This window comes from Falsochrobactrum shanghaiense, from assembly GCF_003149535.1.
Classification (GTDB): Bacteria; Pseudomonadota; Alphaproteobacteria; order Rhizobiales; family Rhizobiaceae; genus Brucella; species Brucella shanghaiense.
Genome location: NZ_QGDB01000003.1, coordinates 346,101 through 367,488, shown reverse-complemented (window position 1 = coordinate 367,488; position 21,388 = coordinate 346,101). Strand labels below are relative to the sequence as shown.

The following is a 21,388-nucleotide window of genomic DNA, read 5'->3' as shown; positions in this document are numbered from 1 at the left end:
GGTAATTCTGCAACGTCGGTTAAATTGTTTGTGAAACTGCCCCGCCGGGCAATGGAAATGGCGGGGTTTACAGGTTATTAAGGTCGTCGGAACCGCATGGTTTTGATCGTGCAATCTGTCTTTTCTAAAATGAGGTATACGGTGTTCAAGGCGTACAAAGGACGACTAGTAGCGGCAGCAATATTGTTGTCTGGCACCGTTTTATCGGGACAGGCCGCCTTGTCCGAAACGCTGAACGGCGCTCTTGCCAAGGCCTACCAAAACAATGCCACACTGAATTCATCACGCGCTGGCGTGCGCATTGAGGATGAAAACGTAGCCATAGCCAAGTCCGGCTTCAGGCCGCAGATTACCGGCAGCTATAATGTCGGTCGCAGCAAGGCCCCCACATCCGATGCGCGCACCACGGGTACGTTTGGTATTCAGTTGAACCAGACGCTGTTTGATGGTTTTCAGACAAAGAATAATGTTGCTGCGGCTGAAACTCAGGTCCATGCCCAGCGTGAAAATCTGCGCAATGACGAACAGAACACGCTTTTGCAGGCTGTTCAGGCCTATATGGACGTCTACCAGTTGCGCCAGATTGCTGCGCTGCGTGACAAGAACCTCGCTGCCATGAACGAACAGGTTCGTGCTTCGCGCGCCCGCCTTGAAGTGGGTGAGGGAACACGAACGGATGTCGCGCAGGCGGATGCTCAGCGCTCGACAGCGCTGGCAGAACTCAATGCGGCGCGTGCGAACGTCAAATCGGCTGAAGCAACTTATTTGCAGGTCATCGGAGCACAGCCGGGCAAGCTTTCCACCGCTTCTGCGGCGCGGAATTTGCCACGCTCGCCCGATGATGCTTATAGCAGTGCGCTTGCTTCCCATCCCGGCATCGTTGCAACAAAATATGCCGTCAACGCGCAAGGGTATAATGTCAAGGCAAGGGAAGGGGCTTTGCTGCCCAATGTCGGCCTGACTGCCAGCGCAAGTCATCTTGATACCTATGCCGGAACGAATGCTGGCGACGGCAACTCGGCTTCCGTGGGTGTGGCGGTCAATATTCCGATCTACACCGGTGGACGGACGTCGGCACAAATACGGCAGGCCAAGGAACAGCTCGGTCAGGCCCGCATTCAGGTCGATATTGTTCAGGACCAGGTGCGTCAGGCAATCAGTTCGGCATGGTCGCAGCTTGAATCGGCTCGGGCTTCCGTCAGCGCGAACCGTGACGCAGTTGCCGCCGCACGGCTTGCCCTTGATGGCGTCATTGAAGAGCGCAACGTCGGTCAGCGCACGACCCTTGATGTTTTGAATGCACAGAATGATCTGATCACGGTTCAGATTGCGCTTGTTATGGCGGAACACGACGTGGTTGTCGCCAGCTACGCTCTGTTGAATGCCACTGGCCGCATGACCGCACAGCATCTTAATCTTCAGGTCGCCGAGTATAAGCCTGAAGAGCATTATAACGCTGTAAAGGACAAGTGGTTCGGTCTGCGCACGCCGGACGGGCGCTGATCGATAAGCACCTTCCTTGACCATCAACGGCGCTCAGGCGCCGTTTTTGATTTGCAAGCGGATTCGCAAATCTTAACAATTTATAAAGCTGTGGGTTCGGATTGACACCCTCCGCGAAGGGATTCTCAAATCGATCAAGGTTCGTTACCCTTAACCCATTGATTCTCTGCCTTTGCAAGCAATGGGCAATCTGGGAAAGACGGACAGCTATGGCACAGACATCCAGCGCAGCACGGGAACCGTCAATGGAAGAGATTCTGGCTTCCATTCGTCGTATTATTGAAGAAAGCGATGTTTCCCACCATCCTGTGCCTCCACTTTCACCGCGCGGTGAGGTCGCTGAATTTCCCCGCCCGGTAGTGACGGAGAGTATGCAGAAAGCCGGCAATCTGGCTCAGGAGCTGTCCTCGCAACCGGCGGTGTCCAAAAGTGACGTTTTCCCGCAAGAGCCTGTATTGCGCGGTCCGATTGCTGAACCGGCGCAGCCGATGCCTCAAGATGTGACGCAGGAGCAGCCCGATGATGAGCCGCTTCTGGACGCCCAGAATGATGATCATTACCATGATGAGTGGGTGCCGCCGGTTTCCGAACAGGCGGATTTGGAAACGACACAGAGTGATACAACCGTTCCTCTTATGGAGTCGAAAACCGAAACCATGACGAATGATCCTTCCAAAGCTGCGACATCCCATGAAGCCGCTTCCAGACCGCGTGCTGCCGGACATATTTTGTCAGAGACGACGGAACGGCAGGTTGCCGCGGCATTTCAGGATCTCAATCATGCGGTCCATTCCGAGCCGCGCCGTTCCTTCGATGACATTGCCGCCGATATATTGCGGCCGATGCTGCAGGACTGGCTTGATGAGAAACTGCCCGATCTGGTCGAACGGCTCGTTCGCGAAGAAATTGAGCGGGTGGTCCGGGGCCAGAAATAGTTTCTGCTTCGACCGCTCTGGCGACATGCTTTAAAACAACAACTTAAAGCCTGAAGAGTTATCCCTGACCCGCCATAGCAGGCGGGTTTTAACTTTTAAGATGATTTATCAGCCTTTAGTTGCTATTGAGCCCATAATCCTTTCATTGCGCATAAAGACCGGACGTTTCCATGCTTGAGAAGACCTATGACGCCGCGGCTGTCGAGCCGAAAATCGCTGAACGCTGGGATGAGGCTGGCGCATTCAAGGCGGGTGCCGGGGCAAAACCGGGTGCTGATCCTTTTGCTGTCGTCATCCCGCCGCCCAATGTCACCGGATCGCTGCATATGGGCCACGCGCTCAACAACACGATTCAGGACATTATGGTCCGTTTTGAACGCATGCGCGGCAAGAATGTTTTGTGGCAGCCGGGCATGGACCATGCAGGCATTGCCACGCAGATGGTCGTTGAACGGCAACTCGCCGAACGTCAGGAGCCCAATCGCCACGCAATGGGGCGTGAAAAATTCATTGAACGCATCTGGCAGTGGAAATCCGAATCCGGCGGCATGATCTCCAATCAGCTACGGCGTCTGGGCGCATCATGCGACTGGTCGCGTGAGCGCTTCACGATGGATGAGGGCCTGTCGCGCGCCGTTCTCGAAGTCTTCGTAACGCTTCACAAGCAGGGCCTTATCTACCGTGACAAGCGTCTGGTGAACTGGGATCCCAAGCTGCTGACGGCTATTTCCGACATCGAGGTCGAATCTCGCGAGACGAAAGGCCATCTGTGGCACTTCCGTTATCCGCTGGAGAATGTGCCGTTCGATCCTGAAAACCCGCATACCTATATCGTGGTCGCCACCACCCGCCCTGAAACCATGCTGGGCGATAGCGGCGTCGCGGTCAATCCCAAGGACGGGCGCTATCATGCGCTTGTCGGAAATGATGTGGTGCTGCCGCTCGTTGGCCGACATATTCCCATCGTTGCTGACGATTATGCCGATCCCGAAGCAGGCTCCGGGGCGGTCAAGATCACGCCTGCGCATGATTTCAACGACTTTGAAGTCGGCAAACGCAATGATCTGCGCGCCATCAATATTCTCACCCCGAATGCGGCTATCACGCTCAAGGAGAATGTTGAATTTCTCGAAGGGTTGCAACTGACGCCGGAGCTGAAGGCGCTGATCATTGAACTGGATGGTCAGGACCGCTTTGCCGCACGCAAGCGCATCGTAGAATTGATGGATGAGCGCGGTTATCTCGAAAAGATCGAGGATCACACCCATGCCGTTCCCCATGGTGATCGCGGCGGCGTGCCGATCGAACCTTACCTGACCGACCAGTGGTATGTGAATGCTGCTGAACTGGCAAAGCCTGCCATGGCGGCGGTTCGCGATGGCCGCACGCAGATCGTACCGAAAAACTGGGAAAAGACCTATTTCGACTGGATGGAAAATATCCAGCCCTGGTGCGTTTCGCGTCAGCTTTGGTGGGGGCATCAGATTCCGGCATGGTATGGGCCTGATGGCACTTGCTTTGTCGAGAAAAGCGAAGAAGAAGCCAGCGCCGCCGCGCGTGCCCATTATGGAGAGGATGTCACGCTCGAACGCGATACGGACGTGCTCGACACATGGTTTTCATCGGCGCTCTGGCCGTTTTCAACGCTTGGCTGGCCGGATAAGACCCCGGAACTCGCAGCCTATTATCCAACCAGCGTTCTGGTCACGGGCTTTGACATCCTGTTTTTCTGGGTTGCCCGCATGATGATGATGGGCCTGCATTTCATGGAGGAAATTCCGTTCCATACGGTCTATCTTCACGCCCTCGTGCGCGACAAGCATGGCGCGAAAATGTCCAAGTCCAAGGGCAATGTCATCGACCCGCTGGAGCTGATGGATGAATATGGTGCCGATGCGCTGCGCTTCACGCTGGCTATCATGGCGGCGCAGGGCCGCGACGTGAAGCTCGATCCGGCACGTATCGCAGGCTACCGCAATTTTGGCACCAAACTCTGGAACGCGACGCGTTTCGCGCAAATGAATGGCGCAAGGCTCGACCCGGAATTTGTGCCGGAGAATGCCGGTCTTGCGGTCAATCGCTGGATTTTGACGGAACTGACCAAAGCCGCTCATGCCGTGACCGCAGGTATTGTCGATTACCGCTTCAACGAAGCGGCAGGTGCTGCTTATCGCTTTGTCTGGCATCAGTTCTGTGACTGGTATCTTGAGCTTCTCAAGCCGATCTTCATGGGTGACGATGAAGCTGCCAAAGCCGAGGCGCAGGCAACGGCGGCCTATTGTCTGGACCAGATTTACAAGCTTCTGCATCCTTTCATGCCCTTCATGACCGAGGAACTCTGGTCCTTGACGGCGGGTGAAGGGAAAAGCCGCGATAGTGTCCTTGCATTGGCGCATTGGCCGGAGCTTTCCTTTGAAGATGAAGACGCTGCAGCCGATATTAACTGGCTGGTGGATCTCGTCACCGGTATTCGCTCCGTGCGCGTTGAAATGAACGTTCCGGCAGGTGCGGTCGCACCCATTGTCGTTCTTGATGCTGGTTCCGCGACGGTTGACCGTTTCAATCGTCATGACGCCGCCATTAAGCGACTGGCCCGCGTGGAAAGCATTTCCTTTGAAACCCAGGCTCCCAAGGGGGCGGCGCAGATAGTGCTTGGCGAAGCGACGATATGTATTCCGCTGGGCAGCCTGATTGATCTTAAAGCCGAAGCCGCGCGTCTGGCCAAGGAAGCAGGCAAGATCGCCGCGGAAAAAGAGCGTATCGAGAAGAAGCTCGCAAACGAGAAATTTGTCGCCAATGCCCGCGAAGAAGTGGTCGAGGCCGAACGCGCGAGACTGGTTGAACTCAACGATGCAGCCGCACGGGTGGCCACCGCAGAAGCGCGCATTCGCGAGGCCGGTTAATATAAGCATCAGAACAGGTTTCGATCTGGGTGAATCCGGATCGAAACCACACTGGCGGCTCGAATCGGTTGACCGGCAAAAAATGCCGACCATTTTTGTCTGGCTTGAAACGATATGGGAGCCTGTTTCGTTTCAGGCCATCCAGCTTTGGCCAAGTGCGTTGTTTGATAGTTTTGGACGTCTGTTGCGCTTTGGCAACAAGGCGAAAAACAGGCGAAATATTGGCTGAAAATGGCGTTTCCGGATTGAAATATCCCTTAAATCTCCGGATTTTTTATAATTACCTCTGCATTTCAGCGATTTCTTCTATAGCGGATGCTTCTGTTTAAACGATCCCCAATATATGGAACTTGCAGGGTAAATCATTCTTGATTTACGTTCACGTCAACTAGCGGTTCTTGCGTTTGGAGCACATTTATGGATTTGCGGCATGTAAAATTGGTGGGCGCTGCTACCGTCTTGTTGGGAGGTGCCGTAAATGCGCAGGCCGGAGGCTTTGAGCGCAATTTGCAGGATTTCGACATTTTGTTCGAGCAGGGCAATGTCGTTGATACGACTGCTACCTACGTCATGCCGCAACGCAAGCTCAGAAATATCCACGGTTCGGGAATAGGTGCGGCAACGGGCGGTATCAATCCGCTGACCGGCAATCCCTACAGTACTTCCGTCAAGGAAGCGCAGAACTACTGGGTTCCGAAACTGTCGGCCAAGTTTGATTTGACGGATGATCTGGCCTGTGCGGCGCAATATCGCCAACCATGGGGCGTCCATACGGATGCGGGCATGGATACGGTCCGCATGTATGTCGCGATCGAACAGAAAATCGCCTCGCACGACTACGGCCTCAATTGTTCCTATCGTTTCGCGGCTGGTGAAAAAGGTTACTTTCGTATTCTCGGCGGTGTGAGCTATCAGGAAATCAGGGGCGAGCAGACGCGCCTTCTGCCTGCTTCGAATTCTCTTCCTTTCCGTGTCGGTACGCTTGATGTTGAAGACAACAGCATTGGCTGGCGTATTGGCGCGGCCTATGAGATTCCCGAATATGCCTTGCGTGCAAGTCTGGTCTATCATTCAAAGCTGAATTACGAGCTCGAAGGGAATGTTGGAAACATCATTCCCAATACATCTGTCGGGGTGGTGGGTGACGTCACGACCCCGCAAGCGGTCGAGTTCAAGTTCCAGACCGGCATTGCGCCCGATTGGCTGGCTTTCGGTTCGGTCAAATGGACGAACTGGTCGAGTGTGGAGCGGATCAGTTTCGTAAATAGTACCGGTATGGTTTATGCCGGAATTTTCGCGCCGGGTCAGGAAATCATGGCGCTTAATCTCTTTTTCCGCGATGGCTGGACGGTTTCTGGCGGTATCGGCCACAAGTTCGATGATCAGTGGTCGGCTGCTGCGACGCTGACCTGGGATCGGGGGACCAGTACAGGTCTGAGTGTGCAAACCGACACCTGGATGCTTGGTCTGGGCACAAATTATAAACCCGCAGAACAGTTTGAAATCCGTCTGGCGGGCGCGCTTGGCTGGCTGCAATCGGGCAAATTCGATGATCGCAGCGTCAACCTGTCGGGGACAGGCTCCGCTGGCGATTTCGGCGATGATATTGTCACGGCCTTATCATTGACGGGCAAGATCAAGTTTTGATCGCATAAAAAAGCCCGGATCAATCCGGGCTTTTTGCTTTATTGCTCCAGACGGGCGAGAAGCGAGGACGTATCCCATCGTCCGCCGCCGATCTTTTGGACTTCCTTATAGAACTGATCCACCAGAGCGGTAACGGGTAAAAGAGCGCCGTTGCGGTTGGCTTCATCGAGGCAAATGCCAAGATCCTTGCGCATCCAGTCCACGGCAAAACCGAAATCATATTTGCCCTGATCCATGGTGCCGGAGCGGTTTTCCATCTGCCAGGAGCCAGCCGCTCCCTTGGAGATGACCGAAATCAGTTTCTCAATATCAAGCCCTGCTTTCTTGCCGAAGTGAATGCCTTCCGCAAGGCCCTGCACCAGACCCGCAATGCAGATCTGGTTGACCATCTTGGCAAGCTGACCGGAACCACTTGGCCCCATAAGGCCAACCGAACGGGCATAGGCTTCGATGACCGGTTTTGAGCGCTCAAAAACATCGTCCGCTCCCCCGACCATCACCGTCAGCACGCCATTTTCAGCGCCTGCCTGACCACCGGAAACCGGGGCATCGAGAAAATGAAAGCCGCGCTTTTGCGCTTCCATATTCAACTCGCGCGCAACCTCCGCGGAAGCGGTCGTATTGTCGATGAAGACCGCATTCTTCTTCATCGCGATAAAAGCACCTTCGGGACCGGTGGTGACGGAGCGCAGATCGTCATCATTGCCGACGCAACTGAAAACGAAGTCCGCATCCTCTACGGCTTCCTTCGGCGTAGCGGCGGATTTGCCACTATATTCCTGCGCCCATTTTTGCGCTTTGGCCGTAGTGCGATTGTAGACGGTAACATCATGGCCGCCCTTGACCTTCAAGTGGCCCGCCATCGGATAGCCCATTACGCCAAGGCCCAGGAAGGCTACTTTTATTGCTGTCATTCCCTTATTCCTCCTCAAATGTCCTGAATAGACCCATTATCCGACACAAACCGTTTCACGCTTTAGCGAACAAGATGCCGTGTGAGCCGTCTTTCAAGGAAATCCCAGATGTGCCGCAGGCATTCGACAATGAGAAGATATATTACCGCTGCCCACAGATAGGTCTGGAAGTCGAAAGTACGCGAATAGGCTCGCCGTGTTTCACCCATGAGATCAAGCACGGTGATGATGGCTACAATTGCGGACCCCTTGATCATGAGAATGATCTCATTGCCATAAGGACGCAGGGCCACGATCAGAGCCTGCGGGAGAATGACTTTCCAGAACGCCACCCGCTTGGAAATGCCCAGTGCGGCGGCACCCTCCCATTGGCCGGCGGGAACGCTCTGAATGGCGCCCCGCAGAATTTCTGCCTGATAGGCGGCTGTATTCAGGGAAAAGGCCAGGATGGCGCAGCTCCATGCATCGCGGAAAAATGTCCACAGGCCAATATCTTCCAGAAACGGCCGGAAAGTCCCGAAACCGTAATAGATCAGGAAGGTCTGTGCCAGAAGAGGCGTTCCGCGAAAGAAATAGACATAGCCAAAGGCGATATTGCGAAGCCAGCGCTTCCTGGACATGCGCGCCGCTGTAATGGGCAGCGACAGGATGGCCCCGATCATGATCGAAACCGCAACCAGCTTCAGCGTGGTAAGCAGGCCGGACCAATAACGCGGCCCATAGGTTTCAAAGAGATCGATACGCCAGCTATTATAAAGATAGATCGCAAGCCCGGCGAAAAGCACAGCCCAGATGGCAATGGCCACATGACCGGCAATGCGCCCGCGTGTCCAGCTTTTGATGACCGGGGGCGGGGGCAGGGCGCTTGAGTTTCCGGAAGTAATATCGCTCATGATCATGCCCCCCGCGAAGAATTGTTGCCAGCATCAGCCCAGCGGGCGATGCGTCCAATGAAATAGGAGGAAATGATTGCAAGAGCGAGATAGAGCAGGCAGGCAACACCGAAGAAGAGGAAAGGTTCTTTTGTCACACGGGCTGCAATGGATGTCTGGCGCAGAATATCCGACAGGCTGATAACGGAGACGAGCGATGTGTCTTTCAACAGGACAAGCCAGAGATTTGCAAGGCCCGGCAGGGCGATGCGAATGAGTTGCGGCAGAACGACCATGCGCATTGTCTGCCAGTGCGACAGCCCGACCGCATAGCCGCCTTCATATTGCCCGCGAGGAATAGCGCGGAATGCCGAAAGAAAAACCTCGCTCGAATAGGAAGAAAACACGAAGCCCAGTGCGATCATGCCTGCCATGAAGGCATTGATCTCGATTCTGGCTTCGATATTGAAAAAGCTGAGTAATTGTTGCAATCCCAGCGAGGCGCCAAAATAAACGAGAAAGAGCGTGAGAAGCTCCGGCAAACCCCGGAATATCGTGGTGTAGATATTGCACGCAAGCCGTATTGACGGTTCTTCCGACTGTTTGCCCAGTGCCACAAAAAAACCAAGAGCCAAGCCCACCGGCAATGTTGCAAGAGCCAGGGAAATCGTGACCAGAAGCCCCCAGGCAATACTCGTTCCCCAGCCACTGGAGCTAAAACCTAACAAGGTGGCGTAATGTTCCATGCGCCTATTCCCTTCCCAGAGGCCGTATATAAGTCATTAAAACCTGCAATGAAAACTCCACTGAAATCGCCTTGCCGATCTCCCGCCTGACAAGTGCTAGTGTGGTTTACAGACTTGAAGTCCATGAACGCAAATCCCATGCAAGGATATGAACATCAAAACCATCACATGAGATCGGTTCCTGTTTAAACAGAATCGCTGGAACCGCGCCTCAAGTCTTTGTTTTGTAGCATTATCCGACGCAAAACCGGTTTACGGCTTTTGCTGGCAATGCTCCAATGATTACGCCGGTTTACGCGTGAGTAAACCGGCGTTGCACTGTCAGATTGAATTAATTTTCAGCGCCATAGGCATCGAAATCAAAGTACTTGTCATTGATTTCCTTGTATTTGCCGTTGGTGCGGATGGCCTTGATGGCCTCGTTGAACTTGTCAACCAGATCCTGACGGCCTTTCTTGATCGCCACGCCCGCGCCGGGTCCGTGAATCTCAATGACTGGTGGATAGGTGCCGATCATCTTGCAGCATGCGCCGTCTTCCGTCTTCAGCCATTCGGCAAGCGTCACGCTGTCGTCATTGACGGCATCCAGACGCCCATTGGCGAGATCGAGGCGGTATTCTTCCGCAGTTGGATAGGCTTTGATCGTACTGTCCGTGAAGGCTTTTTCGGCGTAATTGGCGTGGGTGGTAGAGACCTGAACCCCGATTGTCTTGCCCGCGAGATCTTCCTTGGTCACGCCCTTGATGTCGCTATCCTTGGGAGCGACGATTGCGGGCGGGGTGTTGTAATATTTGTTGGAAAAATCGACCTGCTTCTTGCGCTCGTCGGTGATGGACATCGACGCGATGAAAGCATCGAACTTGCCGGCCTGCAGGGCAGGGATCGCCCCGTCCCATTCCTGCGTCACGAACTCGCATTCCGCTTTCATTTCGACGCACAGCGCTTTGGCAATATCAATGTCGAAACCGGAAAGAGTGCCGTCCGGCTGGATGAAATTGAAGGGAGGATAGGCGCCCTCAGTGCCGATCCGCAATTTCATCGTTTCTTGTGCATTGGCAGTTCCGGCATTCATGCCGCCGATCACGATAGCAAGTGCTGCAACCGACGTTGCTGCAGCGATACGCTTTATAACGCGCATTTCTTATCCTCTCGTTTGTTGTGGCTGGTTCCCTGATTCTTCTTCTGGTACAGCCGCCTGATGGGATATTCGCGACCATTTGCCATGCATGGCAGATCTGATAGCGCCCCTGACTCCTATCAATAGATGCAATAGCGGATGCCACGCAATATTTTTTCGCATTTATGCTCAAGCATCTGCGCTTGCCCCAATGTTTTCACCATTGCCGGTGGCATGGCAAGTTGCCCCGCGCAATTTAATTTTATAACCCGACCACTGAAATCACACATAAATCCGCAGTAAAAGTGGAAATGACAGCATATAACACTAAGAACAGCCCAATATTTACGGATTATCGCCGAGCCGCATAAATCGTCCAATAAAATTGGCAATATCTTCCACTGCGTCCATGTCAAACACGGCAAGTTCCTCGTCAGGCTGTGGATGATCGCTCGCTACGGCAATGATGTTGGGATAGCTTGCCGACATGGGGGGGCCGCCATGGCTGCCTTCGCGTCTTAATTCGATCTTGGGGTGGGATTCGCTCTTGTAGCCTTCGACGAGAACAAGGTCGCAAGGAGCCAGCTTGCTGGCAATTTCCTGCAGGGATGGCTCTTCTTCACCCAGATTTTCATGCATAATCGCGTAACGCGCCGATGAGACGATAGCGACCTCTGCTGCACCGGCTTCGCGGTGGCGCCATGAATCGGTGCCATGATGGTCGATGTCGAAATTATGATGGGCATGTTTGATGGTAGAGATACGATAGCCGCGTTCGGTGAATATTTGCACAAGCCGTTCGGTCAGGGTCGTTTTGCCGGAGTTCTTCCAGCCGGTAATGCCAAATAGTTTTTGCGTCATTTGAGCGCCTCATGCAGCCGCCGGGCTTCAGCGAGATCGTCGGGCCGGTTGATATTGAAGAATGGGTCCAGGGTTTCATTTTGCCCTGCAAGCGGGATGAGCGGAAATTCCACGATCTCATAACCGGTATGGGTGGCAAAGGCCCGCACGCTTGCTTTCGGCGCATCCGCCAGCCAAGCTTCGAGTGGTTCCGCAAGGCTGGTATGCCACAGGCCGAAAACAGGATGGACATGACCCTGCGATGACGCAAGCACAATAGCTGCGCCGGTCTTTTCCTGGCGCTCGCTGAGGCGCTCGACAAGGTTTTGCGGCAAGAAAGGGCAGTCGGCGGTTGCACTGAGCATGAAAGGGGAGGTTTGGGCAAAACGCAGCGCCGCCAGCAGACCGACGAGTGGTCCGCCATGGCGGTTCTTTGTGTCGGGAATGACCGGGCACCCTAATGGCTCCAGCAGCAAGGGATCGCAATTTGCATTGATGAACAGCATATCGACCTGCGGTGATAGCCGGCTGGTGACATGTTCGATGATTGCGCGGGAATCGATTTCCTGAAAGAATTTGTCGCCGGAGATTCCGCCCGCCTGCATCCGACTGGAAAGCCCGCCTGCGATGATTGCCCCCGCAATGGGTGTTCGCCCGGATGTCATGACGGTTCTATGCCCGTTGGCTGGGCGGCAAGTGTGCTTCTGTGCTTGGCGCGCTTTTTGAGCGCTTTCTCCCGATAGACCATATAGACGCCGCTGCCCACGACCAGAATTGATCCTGCGATAGTATAGGCATCCGGCGCTTCGTTGAACACAATCGTACTCAACAGGATGGCCCACAGGAGACTGGAATAACGAAATGGCGACACGAAAGAGATTTCACCCTCGCGCATAGCCAGAATGATGAAATGATACCCCACCAGCAAAAGACCGGCGGCGACCGCCGCAAGCAGGAGAGGCGTCAGGCCGACAGGTTGCCAGCCGCCCATTGGCACAACAAGTGCACCGCCTGCCACCGCTATGGCGGCGGAAGTTATCATCGAAATATAAAGCGTGGAAACGTGCGCAGGAATCCGCCGCGTGGCAAGATCACGCGTGGCCGCGAAGCATATGCTGGCAAAAAGGACCGCAATAGCGCTCAGGCTTGCAGCGCTGTCGGCACCGGGGCGAATAATAATCAATACACCCACCAGACCGATCGAGATGCAAAGCCAGCGCCGCCAGCCAACCGTTTCATTGAAAAACAGGACGGCGCCCAATGTGACCACGAGCGGAGTTGCCTGAAAAACAGCGGAAACAAATGCCTGCGAAAGATGGCCGAGCGTATAAATATAGGTAATCGTGGCGAAGACCTCGGCCATGACCCGCAATATCATCATTTTATCCAGTGACAAATGACGTAAAGCACCGCTGCGCCACGACAGAAATCCGATTGCAATGGTAGCAAAACCGCCGCGCAGCATTATATATTGACCGCTATTCATCTCCGCGAGCAAATATTTGGAGATGGAATCGCCCATGGTGAAAATGCCCATGGCCAGAAGCATGAAAATACTTGCGCGAAGGTTGGCTGATTGCGGCACGATAGAGAATCCCGTTTAGGAATACATATCGTTCCAGCATAGTTTTCGCGAGCGATATTTATATTTCAAATAAAAATGCAGGTATTATTTCTTAACCGCCTGTAAGGCTCATGTGACGGGCCACTGCCGGACGCTTGTGATCGCGATCGATAATGAAGTCATGCCCCTTGGGCTTGCGCGAAATGGCTTCATCGATTGCCCGGTTCAAGAGGGCGTCACCTTCGCTGGCGCGGACGGCCTGCCGCAAATCCGCATCATCATTTTGCCCCAGACACATATAGAGCATTCCCGTGCAGGTGAGGCGTACACGATTGCAGCTTTCGCAGAAGTTATGGGTCAGCGGTGTAATGAAACCGAGGCGTCCGCCGGTCTCTTGAACCGTCACATAACGGGCAGGGCCGCCGGTCCGGTAGGGAATATCGTTGAGCGTGAATTGCTCTTCGAGATCGGCGCGCACTTGCGAAAGCGGCAGATACTGATCGGTTCTGTCGAATTCGATCTCACCCATGGGCATGGTTTCGATCAGCGTCAGGTCCATGTCGCGGCCATGCGCCCAGCGGATCATGTCGGCAATCTCGAATTCATTGAAATTCTTCAATGCGACCGCATTGATCTTGACGCGGATACCGGCCTTTTGCGCGGCCTCTATTCCTTCCAATACGCGAGACAGATCGCCCCAGCGCGTTATCTGGCGAAACCTGTCGGGATTGAGAGTGTCCATGGACACATTGATGCGGCGCACACCGCAATCGACCAGTTCATCCGCAAAACGCACAAGCTGCGAGCCATTGGTCGTCAGCGTGATCTCATCCAGTGCGCCAGATTGAATATGGCGGGAGAGGCTGCGGACCAGATGCATGACATTTTTGCGCATGAGCGGCTCGCCACCCGTCAGCCGCAGCTTGCGAACACCCTTTTCGATGAAGGCGCTGCAAATCCTGTCCAGTTCTTCGAGTGTGAGCAGGTCCTTCTTGGGCAGGAAGGTCATGTGCTCCGACATGCAGTAAGTGCAGCGGAAATCGCAGCGATCCGTCACCGACACGCGCAAATAAGTCACCGCGCGGCCAAATGGATCAATCATCTGCCCGTTTGATGAAACAGCAGGCTGTGCCTGAGATTGCTGTGCTGGATAAGCCATTGTTCCCAAATGCCGCAGAACCGTTTAACAACGAGACATAGGTTCTTGTCGCAGCTTTGTCCAGTTTACACCAAAACGGGACTGCTGCAGCATGTGAAAATGGAGATTTATGATGAGCGACGTCTGGCCCACCGAATTGCGCGTTTCTGCCGACCGGAAACAACTGACGGTCGCTTTCGATGATGGCAACCGCTTCGAGTTGAGCGCGGAACTTCTGCGGGTACTCTCCCCATCGGCGGAAGTGCAGGGCCATTCTCCCGAGCAGCGGGTGACCGTGGGTGGCAAGCGTGATGTCGAGATCATGAAAATGGACCCGATTGGCAATTATGCCGTGCGCATCACCTTTGACGATATGCACGATACCGGTCTGTTTTCATGGACCTATCTCCACACGCTCGGCATTGAAAGAGATGCGCTTTGGCAGGCCTATCTCGATGAGCTCTCGCAAAAGAACCTTTCGCGCGATCCCAGAAGATGAAGGCGGCGTTAGCCGCCTTCTTTATTTTTAGTCGAGATTGAGTTCCTTGAAGAAATCATTGCCCTTGTTGTCGATGACGATGAAGGCGGGGAAATCTTCCACTTCAATTCGCCAGATGGCTTCCATTCCCAGTTCCGGATATTCCACGACTTCGACCTTCTTGATGCAGTCCTGTGCGAGCCGTGCAGCGGGACCGCCGATGGAGCCTAAGTAAAAGCCGCCATGCCGGGCGCAGGCTTCGCGCACCTGCCGCGAGCGATTGCCTTTGGCCAGCATGACCATCGATCCGCCGAATGACTGGAACTGGTCGACATAGGAATCCATTCTGCCGGCAGTCGTCGGCCCGAAGGAGCCGGACGCATAACCGCTCGGTGTCTTGGCCGGTCCCGCATAATAGATCGGGTGATTCTTGAAATAATCCGGCATGGCCTCGCCATTTTCGAGGCGTTCGCGAATTTTGGAGTGCGCCAGATCACGCGCGACGATAATAGAACCGGTGAGGGAAAGCCGTGTCTTTACAGGATGTTTCGCCAGTTCCTTAAGTATCTGCTCCATCGGCTGGTTGAGGTCGATCCGGACCACATGCGATGTCAGCTTCTCCTCATCGATCTCTGGCATATATTTGGCTGGATTGGTTTCAAGCTGTTCCAGAAAAATGCCGTCTTTGGTGATCTTTCCCTTTGCCTGGCGGTCGGCGGAGCATGAAACGCCCAGCCCGATCGGCAGGGAAGCACCGTGGCGCGGCAGGCGGATGACGCGTACATCATGGCAGAAATACTTGCCGCCAAATTGTGCGCCGACGCCAAGCGATTGCGTCAGCTTATGTATTTCGGCTTCCATCTCAAGGTCGCGGAATGCGTGGCCAGTCTCCGAACCCTGTGTCGGCAGGCTGTCGAGATAGCGCGTGGATGCAAGCTTGACGGTCTTGAGGTTCATTTCCGCCGAAGTGCCGCCGATCACGATAGCCAGATGATAGGGCGGGCAGGCGGCAGTGCCCAGCGTCAGGATTTTCTCCCTGAGAAACTCCACCATCCGGTCATGGGTGAGCAGCGACGGAGTGCCCTGAAACAGGAAAGTCTTGTTGGCGGAGCCTCCGCCCTTGGCGACAAACAGGAATTTGTAGGCGTCTTCGCCTTCTTCATAAATATCGATCTGGGCGGGCAGGTTGTTCTTGGTGTTCTTTTCTTCGAACATCGAGAGCGGCGCAAGCTGCGAATAACGAAGGTTTTTCTTGTTATAGGCATCCAGAACGCCTGCGCCGAGCGCATCGGCATCGCCGCCCTCGCTCCAGACCCGGCGACCCTTCTTGCCCATGATCATTGCCGTACCGGTATCCTGACACATGGGCAGGACGCCTCCGGCTGCGATATTGGCGTTCTTGAGCAGATCATAGGCGACAAAGCGGTCGTTATCGGTCGCTTCAGGGTCTTCGAGAATATTTGCAAGCTGCTGCAAATGTCCCGGACGCAGCAAATGGTTGATGTCGGCAAAAGCTGCCTCCGACAGAACACGCAATCCTTGCGGGTCGACGCACAGGATTTCCTGCCCCTTGAAATTGTCTACCGACACATAATCGGAAGTCAGTTTACGATAGGGCGTATCGTCTTCACCAAGAGGGAAAAGATCGGCGGCGCTTGCTTCTGCCATTGTGGTACCTCGCTTGCTGGCCTGCAATATCGGCTGGAACATGGTTCCCGTTGCGTGACGGCTATGTGAAAACAGGAGTTGCTGAATTTTGGAGGACTTTTAGCGCGAGGAAGAGCCGATGCCACTGCGGCACATTGTTCATTCTGCGAGCGCAGTTTATGATGAAAGCCTCATGGGAAATGTCTGGGCGGGGTCCGCTGACAGGTTATAAAATTCTTGGGGAGAGTATCAGCGTTAAAACATTCTATACGAGATTAGTTAATCCTGACTTCGGTTGGCGAAATGGATTCGCGCGGCAATGATTGCATGGAATGGCGGTGGAAATGCAGTTCTCCAGACCTTTGTATCAGGATGTAAAAAATCGTCGCACAGGCGGGCCGTTTATTCGAAATAGTCTGGCAATCGCTCTGGCCTCGGCGGCATTTTTCTCCACAATCCCGGCGCATGCCGCAAATTCCTTGCTGGAATTGTTTCAACAGCGCCGCCAACAGCAGGCTGAAATCGCCCGCCCTCCTGCGCCAACCGCTCCAGCGCAGGGCGCGATAAAGCCGACTGCCGCTCCAGCCTTACCCCGACAGATTCCGCCCGCCCAACGTGTCGTCGTTAAGGGGCCGCAAATCTATAATTATAAGCCCGATAGCCTTGTGAAAGTGGATTTTAGTGCGCTGGATATGCAGGCCACAGCGGCAGTCAATCCGCCTCCATACGATCCGCTTACCGTGGGCATGTCGCCGATTTCTTCACGCAATCGCACTGCAACAGATGGCAAAGCCGCTTTCGCAGCGGCTGCGGCCTACCTTGAATTCAGCGATGTAATGGCTGAAAAGCGCATTGCCGAAACTCTGGTAGCGTTTTATTCGCAACAGCGCACCTTCCTCTGGTCGGCCGATAACAAGGCTCTCGACAAGGCACACGACGTCGCGGCTTTCTTCGCGCTTTCCGCAGAGGACGGGTTGAACCCTGATGAATATGCCGTCTCTATACCCGGAGATCATTTCGATCCGGATCGGCTGGCCGAGCGGCAACAGAAATTGGCTGATTTTGAAATCCGCCTCTCGGCGCGCGCCCTCCGCTATGCGATCGATGCGGGCGAGGGGCGCATCATTGCGGATCGGCTGAGCGGCTTTCATGATCTGCCGCGAGGCCGGATTGATCCGCGGGTCGTGCTCGAAAAGCTTGCCTCGGAGAGCGATCCTGTTGCCTATTTGAAAAGCCTGCATCCCGACAATGCCGCTTATGCAGCATTGAAGCGCGAACTAGCGGAAATGGGAGAGCCAGAACAGGAGCCCATACGTATTTCTCTGGAGAAGGCGATTCGTCCGGGGAATAAGAATGATGAGCTGGGCAAGGTTATTCAGCTGATCACGCGCCACGCGCCCCCCGCATATCTGGAAAAGCATCGTGAGGTGCTCGAAGCGCATGTGAACACAGGGCTGTACGATCCTGAACTTGTAACGGCGATCAAGGCCTATCAAACGCTTTCAGGCAATACAGCCGATGGCATTATTGGTAAAAATACGATCGCGGCATTGCAAGGCGAGCAGGCTTCGATCAAGCGTGATCGTATTCTTTATGCTATGGAACGGCTGCGCTGGCTCCCGCATGATTTCGGTTCGCGCTATGTAATGGTCAATCAGCCTTCTTATCGCGCTGCATATTTTGAAGAGGGACAAGAAAAGCTGGCCATGAATGTGGTGGTCGGCTCGCCCACGCATCAAACCTATTTCTTCTATAACAAGATACAGACCGTAGTTTTCAATCCATCCTGGGGCGTGCCGCGTTCAATCATTATCAATGAAATGCTGCCCAAAATCATGCGTGATCCGGGCTATCTGGACCGAAACGGCTATGAAGTCTACGCGCAGGGCAGAAAGATTTCGGCGGGCGCGGTGAACTGGAGCGCCGTTGCCGCCGGCAAGGCTCATGTCGGTATCCGCCAGAAACCGAGCCTTGATAATGCTTTGGGTGAATTGAAGATTCTGTTCCCCAATGCGCATGATATTTACATGCACGACACTCCAGCCAAATCCTATTTTAGCCGCGATATGCGCGCGTTAAGTCACGGCTGCATCCGCCTTGAACGACCTCGCGATATGGCGGCAGCCGTTCTTGATAGACCGGTCGAGGAACTGGAGAAATATTTCGGAAAGAATGAGCGCGGCCTGAAAGTCGCGGATCCGGTCCCCGTTTATATTGCCTATTTTACGGCCTGGCCTGATAAAAACGGAAATATCCGTTTTTACGATGATGTCTATGATCGCGATTCGGGTCTGCAAAAGGCGTTCGATACGACATCGCGATCGCGTCTTGCTGCAATGTGAATAAATTTGCAGAATCTGCTGGCTGTGCGCTCAAGGATGCAAATGGTGGAAAGGGGAATTTGGTTGCCAGGAAGGTTACTCTTGACTTTCCATATTGGCTCCTCGTATATCCCCGCCACCTTTGAATGAAGCTTGAAGATTCAAGTGGAAACTCTGGCTTGTATGGTCGCTTAGCTCAGCGGGAGAGCGTCCCCTTCACACGGGGAAGGTCATAGGTTCAATCCCTATAGCGACCACCATTTATGTTAACAAAATCAATTCATAAGCTATTTTCCGTCTTTCCGCCTGCAACATGCGTGAAAGGCTTGGCTCCCGTTGGGATATATCGTCATGCAAAACGGCTTTGCGCCTTTATCGGGCAAGACAGATTACCGCTGGAATTTCCAAATAAGCCATTGAACGCGTGGCGCGGTTCGGATAGAACCCGTCTGGCGAAATGGTTTTTCGTTTCAGTGCTGCACCCGTAGCTCAGCTGGATAGAGTGCTGCCCTCCGAAGGCGGTAGTCAAGTCCAGCGAAGGCTGAAGGTGTTTGGAAAACGTACTTATTTAACAATGGCTTGAGCGAATATCGGGTTTGCTCTTCAAGAAGCCAAAAAACTCGCGTAAGCATGACGTAAGCACCTCGCGAACGGTATGCACCCGTAGCTCAGCTGGATAGAGCGCCGCCCTCCGAAGGCGGAGGCCAGAGGTTCGAATCCTCTCGGGTGCGCCATTTTTCCCATGAAAATCAAGACATTAGAGACCCCATCTTTTTGAGGGATGTTGCTTACGCGGCGAATCCACGTAAGCAGCGATTCTCATTTATCGTTCTATAACAATGTCTTGGAGCTGATTCTGCTCCGCCGTGATCTCAAGCGAGCGTTTCGGGAACCATCATGTCCGCGATTACGGGCTGCACGCCTTTTGTAAGCCAGGCCAGTAGCCACCAGTGGGTCTTGCTGGACCGCCGCTTTTCCTCGCGGCGAGTTTTCGGCAGGCTTTCGCATTGTCCCCTACCAGATTGGGCGCGGTCGTCTGATGTTTTCCAAACGGCGCAAAGGGTGACCACCATTTCGGGAAGATGGGCAGAAGGACCCGAACGGTCAGCGACGCCTCCAACGCATCGTGTGAGCTTCGATTGAAAGCTGGAGAAAGACGTCAGCCATAGTCCGCGTTTATGAGACTCCGCGCTAATCCAGATGCCAGATATGGGGAAAGCCTTCCCCCTGGTCGGCACTGGCGTTGCCGACGCACCCCCATCAGCGGGGAGACCCCGCAACGCCCCCTTGAGAGTGAGAGTGCGGACGGGTTTTCCGTGACGGGTTGAGGGCTGGAAGAGAGGCTTCCGGCGCCCGTCGTGGAGATCATCCCGATGGCCAGACACGCTCACAGCCCCGCTGACGGTGGCGCGCGCAGCAACCTTTATGATGACATCACCAACAAGATTATCGCTGAGCTGGAGCAAGGCCGGCTCCCCTGGGTCCAGCCCTGGGGTGCGTCGCCTGATACCGCCCCGCTGGGCCTGCCGAGAAATGCTTCAACCGGCCGGTCCTATTCCGGCATCAATATTCTCATCCTCTGGGGCGCTGTCATCCAGCATGGTTTCCCCGCTCAGGCGTGGCTGACGTTCCGCCAGGCGCTTTCGCTTGGCGGCAATGTCAGGAAGGGCGAGCGTGGCACGACTGTCGTTTATGCCGACCGTTTCACCCCCGCGGACGAGAAGCGCCGTGCCCGCGAGACGGGTGAGGATGCGCATGCCATTCCGTTTCTGAAGCGGTTCACGGTCTTTAACGCCGCGCAATGCGATGGCCTACCCGATGAGATCACGGCAGTCGCGCCGCCACCGCCGCCGGGCCTTATCGAACCTCGGGTCGAGGCGCTGATCCGGGCCACCGGCATCGACTTCCGCATTGGCGGCAATCGCGCCTTCTACATGCCGTCGCTCGACTATGTGCAGGTGCCGCCTCCGCAAGCCTATTTCGAGCCTATCAACTGGCACCGCACAGCCCTGCACGAGCTGGGTCACGCCAGCGGCCATCACAGCCGCCTCAACCGCGATCTGACCGGCTCGTTCGGTTCGAAGAAATACGCCTTCGAGGAAATGATTGCCGAACAGACCGCGGCCTTCAGTTGCGCCGCGCTCGGGATCATGCCGACCGTCCGCCATGCCGACTACATCGGGTCGTGGCTGGAGGTCATGCGCGAGGATTCCCGCGCCATTGTCCGCGCGGCCTCGCAGGCCAGCAAGGCGGCGGACTGGTTGCTGTCGCATCTGCCGGTCGACGACGCCGGGGAGCCCGATACGAGCGTAACCGACCGGAGGGCTGCGGCATGATCCTCCTGACCAGCACACAGCGCGACCGCCTGCTGGCAAATGGCCGCCAGCGCGATCAGGATCACATCCCGGTCGTGAAGTTCTTCAACCCCCTCGGTGAAGGCGTCTGGCTCGCCACCGAACTGGACGAGGACGGCGACATCATGTTCGGCCTGGCTGATCTCGGCCATCCCGAACTGGGGTCGTGGAGCCTTGGCGAGATGCAGTCAGTCCGGCTGCCCTTCGGCATGGGCATCGAGCGCGATCTGCTGTTCACCGGCGATTTCCCGATCTCGGTCTGGGCCGAGGCCGCCCGTGAGACCGGCAGCATCCGCGCCGCCGAGCGTTTGCTCTACGGCGTCGGCGCGAGCTTTTCCCGTACATCCGCCGATACAGAAAACCGGAGTGCCTGATTTCCGGGTTTCAGGTTCTGCGGCTGGCGTCGCTC

The 21,388-nt window shown here is 55.0% G+C and carries 17 protein-coding genes and 2 tRNA genes; 10 read left to right on the top strand and 9 right to left on the bottom strand.

The features are described from left to right. The first annotated feature begins 129 nt into the window (after window positions 1-129). From DKP76_RS09480 to DKP76_RS09465, 4 genes are all read left to right on the top strand, one after another. The gene (locus DKP76_RS09480) at window positions 130-1,503 is read left to right on the top strand and encodes a TolC family outer membrane protein (RefSeq protein WP_109706537.1); all 1,374 of its coding nucleotides are present in this window, start codon (window positions 130-132) and stop codon (window positions 1,501-1,503) included. A 209-nt stretch (window positions 1,504-1,712) separates the two neighbouring features. Beyond that, a complete protein-coding gene (locus DKP76_RS19775; RefSeq protein WP_109706201.1) occupies window positions 1,713-2,438 on the top strand; it encodes a PopZ family protein in 726 nt (241 codons plus the stop codon). Between the two features lie 170 nt (window positions 2,439-2,608). Continuing rightward, window positions 2,609-5,341 (top strand): valine--tRNA ligase, encoded by a 2,733-nt coding sequence (locus DKP76_RS09470; RefSeq protein ID WP_109706200.1) that lies wholly within the window; start codon window positions 2,609-2,611, stop codon window positions 5,339-5,341. Between the two features lie 417 nt (window positions 5,342-5,758). Continuing rightward, window positions 5,759-6,988, top strand: a complete 1,230-nt coding sequence (locus DKP76_RS09465; RefSeq protein WP_109706199.1) for an OmpP1/FadL family transporter — start codon at window positions 5,759-5,761, stop codon at window positions 6,986-6,988. Between the two features lie 38 nt (window positions 6,989-7,026). Here the strand turns inward: DKP76_RS09465 and DKP76_RS09460 are convergent, their stop codons facing one another. The 8 genes from DKP76_RS09460 to moaA all read right to left on the bottom strand — a co-directional run bounded on the left by DKP76_RS09460 (window position 7,027) and on the right by moaA (window position 14,200). Then, window positions 7,027-7,902 carry an NAD(P)-dependent oxidoreductase gene (locus tag DKP76_RS09460; RefSeq protein WP_109706198.1) on the bottom strand — a complete coding sequence of 292 codons (876 nt, stop codon included), beginning with the start codon at window positions 7,900-7,902 and terminating at the stop codon, window positions 7,027-7,029. Window positions 7,903-7,964: 62 nt separating this feature from the next. Further along, the gene (locus DKP76_RS09455) at window positions 7,965-8,795 is read right to left on the bottom strand and encodes an ABC transporter permease (RefSeq protein ID WP_109706535.1); all 831 of its coding nucleotides are present in this window, start codon (window positions 8,793-8,795) and stop codon (window positions 7,965-7,967) included. 2 nt (window positions 8,796-8,797) lie between these two features. Then, window positions 8,798-9,520 (bottom strand): ABC transporter permease, encoded by a 723-nt coding sequence (locus tag DKP76_RS09450; protein WP_109706197.1) that lies wholly within the window; start codon window positions 9,518-9,520, stop codon window positions 8,798-8,800. A gap of 331 nt (window positions 9,521-9,851) precedes the next feature. Continuing rightward, window positions 9,852-10,658 carry an ABC transporter substrate-binding protein gene (locus tag DKP76_RS09445; RefSeq protein WP_109706196.1) on the bottom strand — a complete coding sequence of 269 codons (807 nt, stop codon included), beginning with the start codon at window positions 10,656-10,658 and terminating at the stop codon, window positions 9,852-9,854. Between the two features lie 324 nt (window positions 10,659-10,982). Beyond that, complete coding sequence (gene mobB / locus DKP76_RS09440; RefSeq protein WP_109706195.1) at window positions 10,983-11,498, bottom strand: molybdopterin-guanine dinucleotide biosynthesis protein B; 516 nt, start codon at window positions 11,496-11,498, stop codon at window positions 10,983-10,985. Beyond that, complete coding sequence (gene mobA / locus DKP76_RS09435) at window positions 11,495-12,142, bottom strand: molybdenum cofactor guanylyltransferase MobA (RefSeq protein ID WP_109706194.1); 648 nt, start codon at window positions 12,140-12,142, stop codon at window positions 11,495-11,497. Before mobA ends, mobB begins: the two co-directional genes overlap by 4 nt. After that, the gene (locus DKP76_RS09430; RefSeq protein ID WP_425349382.1) at window positions 12,139-13,062 is read right to left on the bottom strand and encodes a DMT family transporter; all 924 of its coding nucleotides are present in this window, start codon (window positions 13,060-13,062) and stop codon (window positions 12,139-12,141) included. The genes mobA and DKP76_RS09430 overlap by 4 nt, the downstream gene beginning before the upstream one ends. Window positions 13,063-13,153: 91 nt before the next feature. Beyond that, on the bottom strand, window positions 13,154-14,200 hold the full coding sequence (moaA, locus tag DKP76_RS09425) for a GTP 3',8-cyclase MoaA (RefSeq protein ID WP_109706193.1): 1,047 nt from the start codon (window positions 14,198-14,200) through the stop codon (window positions 13,154-13,156). Window positions 14,201-14,312: 112 nt separating this feature from the next. Here moaA and DKP76_RS09420 point away from each other — a divergent pair, with 112 nt between their 5' ends. Then, window positions 14,313-14,678: a gamma-butyrobetaine hydroxylase family protein gene (locus DKP76_RS09420; RefSeq protein WP_109706192.1), complete on the top strand. Its 366-nt coding sequence runs from the start codon at window positions 14,313-14,315 to the stop codon at window positions 14,676-14,678. Between the two features lie 27 nt (window positions 14,679-14,705). Here the strand turns inward: DKP76_RS09420 and DKP76_RS09415 are convergent, their stop codons facing one another. Next, the gene (locus DKP76_RS09415) at window positions 14,706-16,325 is read right to left on the bottom strand and encodes a fumarate hydratase (RefSeq protein ID WP_109706531.1); all 1,620 of its coding nucleotides are present in this window, start codon (window positions 16,323-16,325) and stop codon (window positions 14,706-14,708) included. Between the two features lie 323 nt (window positions 16,326-16,648). Here DKP76_RS09415 and DKP76_RS09410 point away from each other — a divergent pair, with 323 nt between their 5' ends. From DKP76_RS09410 to DKP76_RS09390, 5 genes are all read left to right on the top strand, one after another. Continuing rightward, on the top strand, window positions 16,649-18,646 hold the full coding sequence (locus DKP76_RS09410; RefSeq protein WP_109706529.1) for a L,D-transpeptidase family protein: 1,998 nt from the start codon (window positions 16,649-16,651) through the stop codon (window positions 18,644-18,646). Window positions 18,647-18,810: 164 nt separating this feature from the next. Further along, window positions 18,811-18,885: transfer RNA gene (locus tag DKP76_RS09405), tRNA-Val, on the top strand. 397 nt (window positions 18,886-19,282) lie between these two features. After that, window positions 19,283-19,359: transfer RNA gene (locus DKP76_RS09400), tRNA-Arg, on the top strand. 639 nt (window positions 19,360-19,998) lie between these two features. Next, a complete protein-coding gene (locus DKP76_RS09395; protein ID WP_109706191.1) occupies window positions 19,999-20,961 on the top strand; it encodes an ArdC family protein in 963 nt (320 codons plus the stop codon). Further along, window positions 20,958-21,353: a DUF2958 domain-containing protein gene (locus tag DKP76_RS09390; protein ID WP_109706190.1), complete on the top strand. Its 396-nt coding sequence runs from the start codon at window positions 20,958-20,960 to the stop codon at window positions 21,351-21,353. Before DKP76_RS09395 ends, DKP76_RS09390 begins: the two co-directional genes overlap by 4 nt. Window positions 21,354-21,388 lie beyond the last annotated feature (35 nt).

What these genes read in the sequence shown, in the direction of transcription:
- DKP76_RS09480 (WP_109706537.1), top strand. Translation starts at nt 130, where the DNA reads ATGAGGTATACGGTGTTCAAGGCGTACAAAGGACGACTAGTAGCGGCA.
- DKP76_RS19775 (WP_109706201.1), top strand. Translation starts at nt 1,713, where the DNA reads ATGGCACAGACATCCAGCGCAGCACGGGAACCGTCAATGGAAGAGATT.
- DKP76_RS09470 (WP_109706200.1), top strand. Translation starts at nt 2,609, where the DNA reads ATGCTTGAGAAGACCTATGACGCCGCGGCTGTCGAGCCGAAAATCGCT.
- DKP76_RS09465 (WP_109706199.1), top strand. Translation starts at nt 5,759, where the DNA reads ATGGATTTGCGGCATGTAAAATTGGTGGGCGCTGCTACCGTCTTGTTG.
- DKP76_RS09460 (WP_109706198.1), bottom strand. Translation starts at nt 7,902, where the DNA reads ATGACAGCAATAAAAGTAGCCTTCCTGGGCCTTGGCGTAATGGGCTAT.
- DKP76_RS09455 (WP_109706535.1), bottom strand. Translation starts at nt 8,795, where the DNA reads ATGAGCGATATTACTTCCGGAAACTCAAGCGCCCTGCCCCCGCCCCCG.
- DKP76_RS09450 (WP_109706197.1), bottom strand. Translation starts at nt 9,520, where the DNA reads ATGGAACATTACGCCACCTTGTTAGGTTTTAGCTCCAGTGGCTGGGGA.
- DKP76_RS09445 (WP_109706196.1), bottom strand. Translation starts at nt 10,658, where the DNA reads ATGCGCGTTATAAAGCGTATCGCTGCAGCAACGTCGGTTGCAGCACTT.
- mobB (WP_109706195.1), bottom strand. Translation starts at nt 11,498, where the DNA reads ATGACGCAAAAACTATTTGGCATTACCGGCTGGAAGAACTCCGGCAAA.
- mobA (WP_109706194.1), bottom strand. Translation starts at nt 12,142, where the DNA reads ATGACATCCGGGCGAACACCCATTGCGGGGGCAATCATCGCAGGCGGG.
- moaA (WP_109706193.1), bottom strand. Translation starts at nt 14,200, where the DNA reads ATGGCTTATCCAGCACAGCAATCTCAGGCACAGCCTGCTGTTTCATCA.
- DKP76_RS09420 (WP_109706192.1), top strand. Translation starts at nt 14,313, where the DNA reads ATGAGCGACGTCTGGCCCACCGAATTGCGCGTTTCTGCCGACCGGAAA.
- DKP76_RS09415 (WP_109706531.1), bottom strand. Translation starts at nt 16,325, where the DNA reads ATGGCAGAAGCAAGCGCCGCCGATCTTTTCCCTCTTGGTGAAGACGAT.
- DKP76_RS09410 (WP_109706529.1), top strand. Translation starts at nt 16,649, where the DNA reads ATGCAGTTCTCCAGACCTTTGTATCAGGATGTAAAAAATCGTCGCACA.
- DKP76_RS09395 (WP_109706191.1), top strand. Translation starts at nt 19,999, where the DNA reads ATGGCCAGACACGCTCACAGCCCCGCTGACGGTGGCGCGCGCAGCAAC.
- DKP76_RS09390 (WP_109706190.1), top strand. Translation starts at nt 20,958, where the DNA reads ATGATCCTCCTGACCAGCACACAGCGCGACCGCCTGCTGGCAAATGGC.